The sequence below is a fragment of the Paraprevotella sp. genome (assembly GCF_986071375.1).
Genome location: NZ_CFQRNQ010000020.1, coordinates 1 through 14,215 on the forward strand (window position 1 = coordinate 1; position 14,215 = coordinate 14,215).

At 46.2% G+C, this 14,215-nt stretch carries 10 protein-coding genes; 5 read left to right on the top strand and 5 right to left on the bottom strand.

All coding sequences use genetic code 11. The features are described 5' to 3' along the window. Positions 1-127: 127 nt before the first annotated feature. The gene (locus AC5RDV_RS10610) at positions 128-1,411 is read left to right on the top strand and encodes a radical SAM/SPASM domain-containing protein (protein ID WP_282746847.1); all 1,284 of its coding nucleotides are present in this window, start codon (positions 128-130) and stop codon (positions 1,409-1,411) included. An 11-nt stretch (positions 1,412-1,422) separates the two neighbouring features. Continuing rightward, complete coding sequence (locus AC5RDV_RS10615) at positions 1,423-3,576, top strand: TonB-dependent receptor (protein ID WP_282746846.1); 2,154 nt, start codon at positions 1,423-1,425, stop codon at positions 3,574-3,576. 318 nt (positions 3,577-3,894) lie between these two features. Here the strand turns inward: AC5RDV_RS10615 and AC5RDV_RS10620 are convergent, their stop codons facing one another. Then, the gene (locus AC5RDV_RS10620; protein ID WP_008624519.1) at positions 3,895-5,229 is read right to left on the bottom strand and encodes an NADP-specific glutamate dehydrogenase; all 1,335 of its coding nucleotides are present in this window, start codon (positions 5,227-5,229) and stop codon (positions 3,895-3,897) included. A gap of 276 nt (positions 5,230-5,505) precedes the next feature. Between AC5RDV_RS10620 and lepA the strand changes: the two genes are divergently transcribed. The 3 genes from lepA (at position 5,506) to AC5RDV_RS10635 (ending at position 9,421) form a co-directional block, all read left to right on the top strand. After that, positions 5,506-7,287 (top strand): translation elongation factor 4, encoded by a 1,782-nt coding sequence (gene lepA / locus AC5RDV_RS10625; protein WP_282746845.1) that lies wholly within the window; start codon positions 5,506-5,508, stop codon positions 7,285-7,287. A gap of 22 nt (positions 7,288-7,309) precedes the next feature. After that, a complete protein-coding gene (locus AC5RDV_RS10630; RefSeq protein ID WP_040602461.1) occupies positions 7,310-7,933 on the top strand; it encodes a Crp/Fnr family transcriptional regulator in 624 nt (207 codons plus the stop codon). A 258-nt stretch (positions 7,934-8,191) separates the two neighbouring features. After that, positions 8,192-9,421, top strand: a complete 1,230-nt coding sequence (locus AC5RDV_RS10635) for an energy transducer TonB (protein WP_282746842.1) — start codon at positions 8,192-8,194, stop codon at positions 9,419-9,421. Positions 9,422-9,563: 142 nt separating this feature from the next. Here the strand turns inward: AC5RDV_RS10635 and AC5RDV_RS10640 are convergent, their stop codons facing one another. The 4 genes from AC5RDV_RS10640 to AC5RDV_RS10655 form a co-directional block, all read right to left on the bottom strand. Next, positions 9,564-10,745: an iron-containing alcohol dehydrogenase gene (locus tag AC5RDV_RS10640; protein WP_282746841.1), complete on the bottom strand. Its 1,182-nt coding sequence runs from the start codon at positions 10,743-10,745 to the stop codon at positions 9,564-9,566. 67 nt (positions 10,746-10,812) lie between these two features. Further along, a complete protein-coding gene (locus AC5RDV_RS10645; protein ID WP_008624525.1) occupies positions 10,813-12,477 on the bottom strand; it encodes an AMP-binding protein in 1,665 nt (554 codons plus the stop codon). Positions 12,478-12,544: 67 nt separating this feature from the next. After that, the gene (locus AC5RDV_RS10650; protein WP_130893182.1) at positions 12,545-13,216 is read right to left on the bottom strand and encodes a YggS family pyridoxal phosphate-dependent enzyme; all 672 of its coding nucleotides are present in this window, start codon (positions 13,214-13,216) and stop codon (positions 12,545-12,547) included. Between the two features lie 26 nt (positions 13,217-13,242). Beyond that, positions 13,243-13,713 carry a DUF4494 domain-containing protein gene (locus tag AC5RDV_RS10655; protein WP_008624528.1) on the bottom strand — a complete coding sequence of 157 codons (471 nt, stop codon included), beginning with the start codon at positions 13,711-13,713 and terminating at the stop codon, positions 13,243-13,245. Positions 13,714-14,215 lie beyond the last annotated feature (502 nt).

A 14,215-nucleotide genomic window follows, 5' to 3' on the forward strand; every position in this document is an offset into this window, starting at 1 on the left:
ACTTGACTTTTCCCGTCATCCGGTTACAGAAGCTATTTTCTCAAAAAGCCTATTTCTCAATAACTTTGCTCTACTTTTCCATATCTCACCGATTATTGCTACCTTTGTACCGTAAAAAAGAAGAAATATGAAGTCAAGTGATTATAATTATTTCATCCCTTATAAAGATGGGCATATCTTTTTCAATGGCATCACCAAGCGGTTTTTCCTCGCTTCGGAAAAGAACCATGCCAAACTGATGGACATCATCTCCCGTCCGGATGACTACCGGGAAAAGTACGCTCCTTTTTTGGAAAGGATGTCGGCCGAGGGCTTCGTCGTGGAAGACGATGTGCAGGAAATGGACATCATACGGGAGGAGTTTGACAGGAAGCGTAACTCCGGTCAATATACGCTTATGGTACTTCCTACTTACGATTGCAATCTGCGTTGTTGGTATTGCATCCAGGAACACCAAAATATGACGTTGTCAGACGAAACTGTCGCCCGTATCAAGAAGCACATTGAAAAATACCTTTTGGAAAATGAGATAAAAGAATTTCGCCTGTCTTGGTTTGGGGGAGAACCCCTCTTGACTTACCGAAAACTCATCGAAATCACGCGGTTTTCTAAAGATTTTTGCGAATGCCATCATATAGGATTTTTTAGCGACATGACGACCAACAGCCTGTTGCTCACTTCGGAACGGATAAAAGAGTTGGGTGGTCTTGGCCTGCGCAGTTTCCAAATCACGATTGACGGTTGCCGCGAGAAGCACAACCAAGTGAAACGCGACAAGGATAATGCGGCTTTCGACAAGGCAGTCAATAATGTATTGGAGATAGTCCGGACAATTCCGGATGCTTATTGCATACTGCGCATCAACTATTCCGACCAGACGTTGGAGCCGGGCAAAATCATGCATGATGTCAATCTGATGATTCCGCACGAATACAGAAAACAAATCAAAATATCGCCCTGTAAGATATGGCAGGTGGAAGACCGGAAGATAAAAGCGGAAAAAGTGGGAGAATTGAACAGCATAGCCAAGCGGAAAAACTATCAAATCCAAACTTCGCTTACTAATTTTTGTTATGTCGACCATGCACATTTCAATTGCATATTCCCGAATGGAAATGTCGGAAAGTGCGACAATGAGAAACCCGAAGATGCCAAAGGCGTGCTGACGGAGTCTGGTGATATTTTATGGAAAACGGAGTACCGGTTTATCCAGTACCACCAACTTTCATCAGGTAGTGAATGTGTGGAATGCAAATATTTGCCGTTTTGCATGGGGCCGTGCCCGAGACGGAGAGAAGAAATGTATGTCCAACACAAGCACATCGTATGCCAACATAAAGATAAGGAAGAGGCTATGGAAAAGGTGATTGTGGACTATTGTGAGAAGAACTCCGATTTTTATAATATTTGAACCTTTCGGCCATGAAAAACGTGAAGGTAAGCTTGGTTGTGTCATTTCTTGTTTTTTGTCTGTTTCCGCAAGGAGTGGAGGCGGTCTCCCCTTTTACGGCCATAGATAGTATAATGCAAGGCTTGAAGGCGGACAGTTCGGCTGTATCCAAGAAACTGCCCACCGTTACGGTAGAAGCTAGCAATATCACCCACTATGCCGACCGGGACGTGGTGCATATCACCCGTTCCATGCGGAAGGGCGCACGCAATACGGCACAAATGTTGGGAAACATTCCCGGAATCGATTGCAACTACGCCAACAATGCACTCACCTATTACGGTTCCTCCAATATTCTAATCTTAGTGAACAGTTTGGAGAAATCGGCAGACTACGTCAAGGAATTGCATCACCTTCGCTTCAGCAAGGTGGACGTGGTGCCCAATCCCACAGGGAAATATGCAAATTACGATGTGTTGATTAACCTGCATACTAAACCCGATTATACAGGGTATGAGGGAAACGTGTTCCAACAAATGTCTGTCCGGCCCAATGAAGATAATGGAAAAAATAAAAAATTCTCGGGAGACTATTCTTCCGCTTCATTCACTTATACCAAAAACAAATGGAACTTCATCGGGCGGTATAATTTCCGGTTTTTACAATCGGAAAAGAATAATGCGGAAAGTACATATACGAACCATGTGAACCGCTTGCAGGAAAGTACAACTTCACCGATGTCGTTTACCAATTTTTTTCGTATACATAACACTTATTGGGCAATAGACCATCAAATAAACAAGAACCATTCCGTGTCGGCCTCATATTACTATTCTGCCGATGCCAAGGATGATTACACGTATGCTGAAGCGGAACGTTTGTGGCTTGACAGTGGAAAGAAAGAAACCATAGGGAAAAGTGGGGTTTCTCGTATCAATAGCGACCGTCATACGTTGGGCCTGTATTATCGTGGCCGGAGCGGAGTATGGAACTATACTTATGATTTTAATTACATCAATGATGGGTGGACCAGCGACAAGAATTACCGGCAGAATACCGGTTACGCATCCGATAACTATTTCCGTAACCACATGGACTACGTTTGGACTAAAAGCGAAGTGAACCGTCGTTTTTTCAACAATCGTTTTTATTTTAGCTCGGGATATAATTTTACATGGAAAGATTATGAACAGGAAGACCGTCTTACGGGAAACCTGCTGAGCGAAAATGCCTACCACCGTAATGAAATTTGGACATGGCTGTCTTACCGCATCAAGGACGGCACGGATTTGAATTTCAGTGCTTCGGCCGAACATGTAAAGACCCATACGGCAAGCTACGAAGACAAGAACATGGTTTATAAGTTCAGTGGGATGTTCTACCACCGTTGGAACAAAAAGATATGGATGCGCCTTAATTATTGGTGCAACACATCTTATCCTCAACTCGACCAAGTGACGGAATACGGCTATTTTACCGATTCATTGACATGGAGTGGCGGAAACCCGGCATTGCGCACACAAGTGTACCATTCGGGACGGTTGTGGGTGGACTTCTTTAACCTTTTCAATATACAGACGGGTTATAACTATTCACCCAACCAGTTTTCTAACATCATCGGACGTGGGGAAGGTACATTGCCGTCAGGTGAAAATGGTGCTTACATTACATACACACCGGAGAATACGCTGTATAAGGAGTTTTGGGCTACAATTTACTTTTTTAAAAAAATCAAGGATTTTAGAATAAGCGGTATCTTGAAATACCAAAACATGGAAGCGAAATTCAAGAGAAACAAGAATACGAACCAAGGCTTTACAGGTTTTCTTACCTCAAATTATTACAATGACAAGCATTTCCTGTCTATACAGGCAACCTATCAGGTTTTCAATGGATATCAGGTTAGAGCACAGGGGAAAACCACGCAAAAAATGGATTGTTTGGCATTCATTTTGGGTAAAGACTTTTTTCATCAACGTGTGAACCTGTCAGTGCAATACGTGACTCCTCGCCTTTTCCTTGATGGCAATAGTAAAAGTAAAACTGAATCCGAGGTCGTCAGTTCTTATGATTTTTATGATATAAATGAAACGATACGCCACAGCCTGATGTTCACATTCTCTTATCGTTTTCATGGAGGAAAGAGCGTCCGGCAGTACAACCGTAGCATGCAAGAAGAGAAATAAGTGCGCTTGATATATTTAGTATTTTGGATGAGGCGTTCTTCCATGAAATCTCTTCGTCTGGTGCTTTCTTCGCGTGTAAATATGGATAACCGGAATGCGCGAAACTACAAGAATGGACAGACAAATACTTGGTGTGACCGGAAAAACGGGTTTGCACAAGGACGGGAGCTTGGCTTACTCGGACTTTCACCGGCTGTTCCTTTGACTCTGGACTAAGCAAGGGCATAGCCAAACTGTGCAAGGGATGAATCCCAAAAGAGAAAAAGAGCCGGGAATACGTAAATCCCGGCTCTTGACGCTTCTGTATTGCAATTAACCTTATACGATGCCTTGAGCCATCATAGCCTTGGCCACCTTCATGAAGCCTGCGACGTTGGCACCTTTCACGTAGTTGACGTAACCATCGGCTTCCGTTCCGTACTTCACGCAATTCTGGTGAATGTTCTCCATGATGGCGTGCAGACGGGCATCTACCTCTTCCGATGTCCAAGACAGACGTTCTGAGTTCTGGCTCATTTCAAGACCTGAAACCGATACACCACCGGCGTTGGCTGCCTTGCCCGGTGCATACAGAATCTTGGCTTCCTGGAATACGCGGATGGCTTCCGGAGTAGAAGGCATGTTGGCACCTTCGCTTACGGCCATTACACCGTTGGCTACCAACTGGCGAGCCTGGTCGCCGTTGATTTCGTTCTGAGTGGCCGACGGCAGTGCGATGTCTGCCTTTTCACCCCAAGGCCGTGCGCCTGCCACGTATTTGCAACCGTATTTCTCTGCATATTCACGGATACGTCCGCGATACAGGTTCTTAAGCTCCATGATGTAGTCGAGCTTTTCGCGGTCGATTCCGTCCGGATCGTAGATGTAACCGTCTGAGTCGGACATCGTGAGTACCTTTCCGCCGAGTTGAAGTACCTTTTCGGCCGTGTACTGGGCCACGTTGCCGGAACCGGAGATGAGGACTGTCTTGCCTTTAAGGTCGGTGCCTTTGGTCTTCAGCATTTCCATGAGGAAGTACACGTTACCGTAACCCGTGGCTTCAGGACGGATGAGCGAACCGCCGAACTCAAGTCCCTTGCCGGTGAATACGCCGCTGAATTCATGGGTCAGTTTCTTATACATACCGAACATGTAACCGACTTCGCGTCCGCCTACTCCGATGTCACCGGCCGGCACATCGGTATCGGGACCGATATGGCGATTGAGTTCGAGCATGAAAGCCTGGCAGAAACGCATCACCTCGGCGTTGCTCTTACCGCGCGGGGAGAAATCGGAACCGCCTTTTGCTCCACCCATGGGAAGAGTCGTCAGGGAGTTTTTGAAAGTCTGCTCGAAAGCCAAGAATTTCAAAATGCTGAGGTTTACGGAACTGTGGAAACGGATACCGCCTTTATAGGGGCCGATTACGTTGTTATGCTGTACACGGTAACCCATGTTGGTTTGAATCTGGCCTTTGTCGTCCATCCAAGTGACGCGGAATTGATAAACGCGATCAGGAATACAGAGACGTTCAATCAGATTGGCTTTTTCGAACTCAGGGTGTTTGTTGTACTCTTCTTCGATCGTACTGAGAACTTCTTCTACAGCCTGATGATACTCAGGTTCGTTAGGGAAACGACGTTTCAAGTCTTCCAGAACTTTTTTTGCATCCATGTGATAAATCCTTTTTAAATTAATATTATTCGTTGACTTTATCTTTTCTACCTTATTTCTCCTTAAGAAAAATCTCTCTCTTGGTTTTCAGTCGCCAAAGTTAATCATTTAATAGCAAACTGCCAATAAAAACGAGAAAAAAAATCTTTTTGCTATTGTTTTTAGCAAAAGACAAACATTTCTTCGTATTTGTAGCGCTTTATATAAAAATAAGGTTTGGGATTTTGTATTTCTTCCGGTTTGCACTATCTTTGCATAGCATTTTTTGAATTGAAGATGAAGAACATCAGGAATTTCTGTATTATTGCGCATATAGATCACGGTAAGTCTACTTTGGCAGACCGTTTGCTTGAATATACGAATACGATAAAGGTTACCGAAGGGCAAATGCTCGACGATATGGATCTGGAGCGGGAGCGTGGTATTACCATTAAAAGCCATGCCATCCAGATGGAATATATATATAAAGGAGAGAAGTATACGTTGAATCTGATTGATACGCCGGGGCATGTGGATTTCTCATACGAGGTTTCGCGTTCCATCGCGGCTTGCGAGGGGGCGTTGTTGATTGTGGATGCCACGCAAGGCGTGCAGGCCCAGACCATCTCCAATTTGTATATGGCCATAGAGCATGACTTGGAAATCATCCCGGTCATTAACAAATGTGACATGGTGAACGCCATGCCGGAGGAAGTGGAGGATGAAATCATAGACCTGTTGGGATGTAAACGTGAGGAGATTATCCGTGCGTCGGGACGTACGGGAATGGGAGTGGATGAAATTTTACAGGCCGTGGTGGAACGTATCCCCCATCCGGAAGGGGATGAGGGCGCTCCTTTACAGGCATTGATATTCGATTCCGTGTTCAACTCGTTCCGTGGGATTATCGCTTATTTCAAAATCGTGAACGGCAGTATCAAGTCGGGTGACGACGTGGCTTTTATCAATACGGGCAAGGAATACACGGCAGATGAAATCGGGGTATTGAAGATGGAAATGTCCCCCCGTAAGGAACTGCATTGCGGGGATGTGGGGTATATTGTTTCCGGTATTAAAACGGCAACGGAAGTAAAAGTCGGTGATACGATTACTCACGTGGAGCGTCCGTGTGATAAAGCCATTTCCGGTTTCGAGGAAGTTAAGCCTATGGTTTTTGCCGGACTTTATCCCATAGAAACTGAGGACTTTGAAAATCTTCGGGCCTCTTTGGAAAAATTGCAGTTGAACGATGCATCGTTGACCTTCCAACCGGAATCGTCCGTGGCGTTAGGCTTCGGTTTCCGTTGCGGTTTCCTGGGCTTGCTCCACATGGAAATCGTACAAGAACGTCTGGACCGCGAGTTCAATATGGATGTGATTACGACCGTACCCAACGTGTCTTATCTCGTATATGACAAGCAGGGTGGAGTGAAAGAAGTACATAACCCGGCCGGTATGCCCGAAGTGACGCTGGTCGACCATATAGAGGAGCCATATATCAAGGCTTCCATCATTACGACAACCAACTTCATCGGCCCCATCATGACCTTGTGTCTGGGGAAAAGGGGGGAGTTGTTGAAACAGGAGTATATCAGCGGAAACCGTGTGGAACTCCATTATAGCTTGCCTTTGGGTGAGATTGTGATTGATTTTTATGACAAACTCAAAAGCATATCAAAGGGCTATGCCTCTTTCGACTACCATCAGGACGGTTTCCGTCCGTCTAAACTGGTGAAGTTGGATATATTGTTGAACGGGGAACCGGTGGATGCGTTATCCACTTTGACGTATATTGACAATGCGGTGGACTTCGGGCGGAGGATGTGTGAGAAACTGAAGGAGTTGTTGCCCCGCCAACAGTTCGATATTGCCATACAGGCCGCCATCGGTGCCAAGATTATCGCCCGTGAGACAGTGAAGCAGTTGCGTAAGGACGTGACGGCGAAATGTTACGGAGGAGATGTCAGCCGGAAAAGAAAATTGCTTGAGAAACAGAAGAAAGGAAAGAAACGGATGAAACAGATCGGTAATGTGGAAGTGCCGCAAAAAGCTTTCTTGGCTGTCCTGAAGTTGGATTAACCTAATAAAAAACCTTATGACTATGGATTTAAGACGCGACGTGGCTCGTGAAATAGCCCGGATATATTGCCGCTTGTCTCCATCGGGTATCGAGGCATTGTCCGAGATACTTGTACCTTTCAAATATTCGAAAGGCGATGTGGTATTGCCCGAAGGGGAAACGTGCCGTCACATGTATTTCGTGGAACGCGGAATGGTGAGGCAGTATTATTATAAAGGTGGACGCGACGTGACGGAACACTTTTCTTATGAAGGGCGAATCGTGATTTGCATTGAAAGTTTCTTGAAACAGGAACCTTCACGGCTGATTGTCGAGGCGTTGGAAAACAGCAGGCTTTACGGCATTCCGTATGATGACTTGCAGGAATTGGCAGACGAAAATAAAGAGATTGAGTTGTTGTTCCGTAAGATTATGGAACATGCTCTAATCAGTTCTCAGGTCTACGCTGACAGCCAACGTTTTGAGAACGCTACGGAGCGTTACCTTCGTCTCTTGAATACAAAACCCGAGATATTGCTGCGTGCGCCGATGCTCCATGTGGCTTCTTACTTGCAAATGTCGCCTGAAACATTAAGCCGTGTGCGTGCGGCTCATTTGGAAGAAATGAAGTCTGAAAAAGGCAGCGTGTCCAAGACTGAGACTTAGGCTGAGGTGCCGGGGAGTGATACGCCCATGACGGGATTACGGAGGATATGTTTCTTTTGGAAAGAAGGAGCATATCCTTTGTTTTTCCCCTTTTCAGAAGTGGTGTGATTTTTTTACGGATTTGGCGCGTTGTTCTTTTTTTATTATTACCTTTGTGTAGTGGATCTTAAATTAACGGTATCATGAAACTGCTGCCCGGACATCCAGCCTGTGGAGTTGTGTAATGCCTACCTATGTTGAATTTTTAAATCAATTCTTATGAAGAGAGTAATTAACCTAATGAAGATGGTGGCCCTTAGTGGTGTCGTGGTGTTGGGTTCATGCCGGGCCGTGAAAGATGGAACTGGGGTGGAGCGTGCGGAATACGGGCACGAGATGTCAATCCCGTTAGAAGGTTTTTGGAAGAAGACTTGGATTCGGAAGAAAGGAGATTCCCATAAGGGCTCCCAACCGTTCGTGCATTACAAGTATTACGGGGACAAGCACATGGTGTCGCTTTCCGTGTGGTATGTAGGTACCAACGATGTGGACGTGGATTTCGAAGGGCGATACTTCCCTTTTGAGTACATGTCGAAGAAAGTCATTCGTGAAGGTGGTGAGAATTTGAAAATCAAGACACGGGCAGAAGACATGTTCGAACTTTCATGGACGGGTCGTTCCACGGCGGGGGAGACGGATTATGAAGAGGGTTGGGAACGGTATCCCATGCCTTCAGGATTGGCCGCTATACATCAGGGGATGCGCGATGCCCACGAGGCGGACGGACGTTACGCAGGCATGTGGGAAGTGCAAGGCTTGCGGCAACCGTTGACGGGCGAACTGATACCACCCAAGTTGAAGAGCTACAAATGGTATGGTGACGGCTACTTCTTGGGCTTTACACCGGCTCGGACCGGAGAAGACCGTGTGCACTTCAAGGGGCATGCCGGAACTTTCACGTCGGAGGGTGACAGCGTCATCAAGGAGCGCGGTGGGCGTAACAAGGTGAAATGGTTATCGGATGACATGTTTGAGATGTCGTGGTTCAACGGACGGGGTGTGGCTACCGAGGTGTGGAAGCGTGTGGAAAACGATGATTTGGAACAGCAGGTGCTTCGCGTGCTGAAGCCGATGTTCCTGCGTGTGGAAGGTTTGTCTGTGGCAGATATGTATGCTGCCGACAAGGTGTATGAGAAAGCCGATGTCCCTCCGCAATATCCCGGGGGAATAAACGCCCTGATGGAATATATGTCATCTAATATCCACTATCCTGCGGCTTGTGTCAAGGAAAAAGTCGAAGGCAGGGTGATGGTTTCTTTCGTGGTGGACAAGGATGGCAACGTGACGCGCCCGAAAGTGGTGAAAAGTCCAGATGTGCGCCTGAGTGCGGAAGCCGTGCGGGTCATCATGGCCATGACGAAGTGGAAACCTGCACGGTTGGACGGCAAGCCGGTATCCATGAAAGTTACCGCTCCCATCATGTTTGCATTAAAAGGAAAGAAGAAATGAGGGTTGGAGGAGTCGGTATAGGAATCTGAAAGTCCTGGTTTGCAGCGGGGTTGCAACCTAAGAAAAAGGGAAAGGCGTGTCGCTCTTTCCCTTTTTTGTGTCTTGTTTCCATGAGGGTTTCCCTGTATAGATACCCGTAGGTTTAGCGTGCCGCACGGTAGATGTGCTCCATGTCCTCGCGGTTCAATACTTTGAAGCCGCCGATGGTATGGGTACCATCATAACTGCATTTACGGGACATCTCGTGAATTTCCTCGTCTGTGATTTCGCGTCCGATGAGTTTGTGTATGCTAGTAGGCATGCCGATGGCCCGGAAGAAGCGTTCCAATGCTTCGATGCCGGCCAAGGCTGTTTCTTCTGCTGACTTGAAGTTGTTTTGTATTCCCATGGCATTGACGGCGAATTGTGCGAAACGGGTGGGATTTTCAAGGTAGACGTAACGCGCCCAACTGCCCCATACGGCAGCCAGGCCTGCGCCGTGGGTTACATCGAACATGCCGCTGAGTTCGTGTTCCAGAAAGTGCGTGGCCCAGTCAGAAGTGGTACCGCAACCGGTCAAACCGTTGTGAGAAAGGCTGCTTGCCCACATGATTTGGGCGCGATGCAGGTAGTTGTCCGGTTGTTGCAGTACTTTGAACGCGCTATCTTGTACGGTGCGGATGAGGCTTTCGGCAATGGAGTCGGTTACGGTCATGTCATCATCGTGGGAGAAGTAGCGTTCCAACGTGTGCATGATGATATCTACTACGCCGGCTGCCGTTTGATAGGGAGGCAATGTAAAGGTGCGCTCTGGGTTCATTACGGCAAACTTGCAACGGAGCTTATCGCTGCCGTAGTCTTTTTTCAGGTCGCCGTCTTCGTTGGTAATGACTGTGGCGTCGCTCATTTCGCTACCTGCTGCCGGGAGGGTGAGCACGGCTCCCAAGGGGAGGCAGGTATCCGCCTCGGCTTTATGGGTGAAAAAATCCCAAACGTCTCCTTCGTAGGTTACTCCCATGGAGATGGCTTTGGCGGAATCGATTACGCTGCCGCCGCCGATAGCCAAGATGAAATCTACACCCTCGGCACGGCATAAATTGATGCCCTCGTGTACTTTTGAGAGACGTGGGTTGGGCACGACTCCTCCCAACTTCACATAAGGGAGATGTTCGGCTTCAAGTGCATGGCATACAGCGTCTAACAGTCCGGAACGTTCTGCGCTTTTGCCTCCGTAATGTACCAATACTTTTGTTCCGCCGTATTGTTTTACCAATCGGCCTGCCGCCTGTTCCGCTTTTCTTCCGAAAGCGACCTGCGTAGGGGCGTAGTAATTGAAATCTTTCATTGTCTTTTGCTTTTATGTTTTTTCTTGGGCAGATTTGTAATTTTCGTTTTTATCAGGGATGCCTTGACTATACCTGGCAATCCGTGTACAAATAGCGTTTGATGCTTTTCTTAGGGGTTTTCTCGAATTCCTCTTGGAAGATTTTGATACCGGAAAGTTGGGCATATCCGGGCAGCATACTATTCAGTTCTGTCCGGTTTTGTTCCATGACATTGGCCAAATCCGAGTCTTGTAAACCTAAATTGTGCGCTTCTTCAAAGTCCGGATACACCAATCCATAAAGTTTTTCTCCTTTTTGGATGACGATGCTTTCGTTGACCAAAGTCAGGTTGTTCAGCAAATCTTCAATTTCTTCCGGATAGATATTTTGTCCGCTGGCACCTAAAAGCATGTTTTTGCTTCTGCCTTTGATGAAAAGGTTGCCATTTTCGTCCATGATACCGAGGTCGCCTGTACGATACCAACCGTCTCGAAATGCTTCCTGGGTTGCTTCTTCGTTTTTATAGTATCCCAACATGACATTGGCGCCTCGGGTGAGGATTTCTCCTACGGTGTGTTGCGGGTCATTGCTGTCAATCTTGATTTCCATACGTGGAGCCGCCTTGCCGCAAGAACCGGGTGCGAAAATATTCCAGTCTGCGTATGAGATAATCGGGGCGCACTCCGTGGTGCCGTAGCCCACAGTGTAATTGAAACCAATGTCGTGAAGCAGCATTTCTATTTCATGATTGAAAGCTGCCCCGCCTATGATGATTTCATAGAAATTTCCTCCAAACGCCGCTTTGAGCTGTTCGCAGATTTTGTCTTTGATCTTTTGACGGACTAATGGGACTTTCAATAGCATCTTTACGGTTGTACCCTGGATTTTAGGAAGAACCGCCTTGCGGATAATCTTTTCTATGATTAAGGGGACGGCGATAATGATACGCGGCTTCAACTCGGCAAATGCCGCAAAAAGAACATTGGGGGACGGGTTCTTGGTCAGGAAGTAAATGTGGCATCCCGTGCAAAACTCAAAGATAAATTCAAAAGCCATCCCGTACATGTGAGCCATGGGCAACATGGAAATCACGTTATCCCCGGTTTTCATGTGCGGACTTAATACTTCCTTGGCAAATTCCAGATTGGACCAAAGGGCACGATAGGGAATCATTACACCTTTCGAACGGCTTGTCGTGCCTGAAGTATAGTTGATGACAGCCAGTTCTTCCGGTGCTCCTTTATAATATGATATATGGTGTTTGCGGAAGTTCATGGGGTAGCGTTCGCCGAACAACTGGTTCAGATGTTCCCGTGCATACGCGACTTTTTGCGTGCGACCTACAAGGAGTGAATAATCTGCAATGTTGATGATCCCTTCCAGATTCGGCATTTCATTGGCATCGAGATTCTTCCATACCAGATCACCTACGAAAAGTAGTTTGGCTTCACTGTGGTTCACAATGTTATGAACCTGGTCGGCTTTGAATTCGTGCAAGATAGGCACGGCCACAGCCCCGTATGTCAGCGTCGCAAAAAATACGGCTCCCCAATGGGCACTGTTCCGTCCGCAAAGGGCTATCTTGTCTCCCGGTTTTACGTTGCTGTATTCAAAGATAATGTGAAGTTTCTCTATGATTCGGGCTATATCTTTATATTGAAAGGTTTCTCCTTTATAATCAGACAAAGCATCAAGATCCCAGTTGTCCTTGATGCTTTGTTCTATTTGTTCGTTAAAACTAAGTTTTTCCATTGCACAATTCTTTTTATTTTGTGCAAAACTAAGGAGAAAAAACGATTAAAGCAAGAATAATATGCTTTTAATACACTCTTTCACCAAATATTTTACTTCCCACGCGGATAAGCGTACTACCTTCCTCTATTGCAATGGGATAATCATGGCTCATGCCCCATGAACATTCTTTGAAATAGGGAGCATTTGCAAAAGCTCCGGTTTTCAGTTCCTTGAACAGTTCGTATGCCAGATGGAATTCAGATCGTACTTGTTCCATATCGTCCGTATTGGAAGCCATGCACATCAAGCCGCAAATTTGGACATGTGCCAGCTTTTTCCATTCTTCATCCGCTATCAACGTGCGGCATTCGTCCGGTGTGAAACCGAATTTGGTTTCTTCCTTGGCCACGTGAAGTTGAAGTAAACAGGGTATCACCCGTCCGGACTTTTCTCCTTGTTTATCTACCTCAAGAAGTAGTTTCATGGAATCTACCGCATGTATCATGGCTACGTATGGAGCGATATACTTCACTTTATTGGTTTGCAAGTGTCCGATAAAGTGCCACTCGATGTCTTTGGGGAGGTTATCGTATTTACGGCGAAGCTCTTGTACATGGCTTTCGCCGAAGACGCGTTGCCCGGCAGCATATGCCTCCTCAATGCGGCTTTCGGGATGGTATTTGGACACGGCCACTAACCGGACACCGCAGGGAAGCGAGGCCGTGATACGTTTTATTTCGTCCTGAATCTGTGACATGGCGTTATAGTTTCAATGAAACGGGATTATGCTTCGGGGAATTCCGGTTTCTCGTCCACTTCGGTTTTGTAATGGAACACGTCCATAATAGGCGTTTCTGCAATAGAGGCGATTTCGTAGTCGGCCATGGTGCTTTCCATTCCTTTGTCAAGGCGTTTTACGGCATCGCGCAGATCCGAAGCTTGTATCAGCATGTTTTGGTTGCTTTTCTTTTCCGCCCCGCTTTTTTCATCAAGGGTGATGAAAGCCACTTTGGCTTTGAACCAACGGTCGGCTGCATCTTCGTCCGTTTCGAACAATTCGGCGTATTTGGCCCGTTTGATGTCTGTCACTTGAAATTCGCCGGACATGAACGGTTCTATTTCTTCTATAAAACGTCTTTCGGCTTCAGTGAAGCTCAGGGCATCTACCAGATAGGGTTCCGTGACTTTCTTGACCAAGCCGTTTTCTAATGTTTTTTCGTATCTTACCTTGCATTCAAACCATTCGTTCATCATAATTGTAATCTTTGTTTGTAGAGTTTAAAAACAACGCAAAGTTACACGATAATTCTTAATTCCATGCAGTTCCTTCCGGAAAAATTTTATTCCTCTCACGGTCCTCCCAATCGTTTTCAGAAAAATGGCTTCATCTTTCAGGTTGTATGGTAAGTTTTTGTCATACAGTATATTATGGAATGAAAGACAAGAACGGTATCTTTCAGCTTCCTTTCATGGCGGAAAGCTGCAAAAAGTTCTCAGCCGAATGAATTTTTGATCTGCGCCAAACGGTTTTTCAATCTCAGTCGAACGATTTTTCGTTCTCAGCAGATTGAAATGAAGCATGGCTGAAAGATGGCTGAAGTATCTTTCAGCCTGTAATCTTAACATAATGAATGCTTTAGTGCTCGAACTGAAAGATGAAGGGGCTTTTTACAAAATCCCAGTGTAGGAGGTGGGTCATACCTGTACTGGCAATAGTGTTTTTTACCGGCTATTTTATGAAACGGCTTTTTGGGCA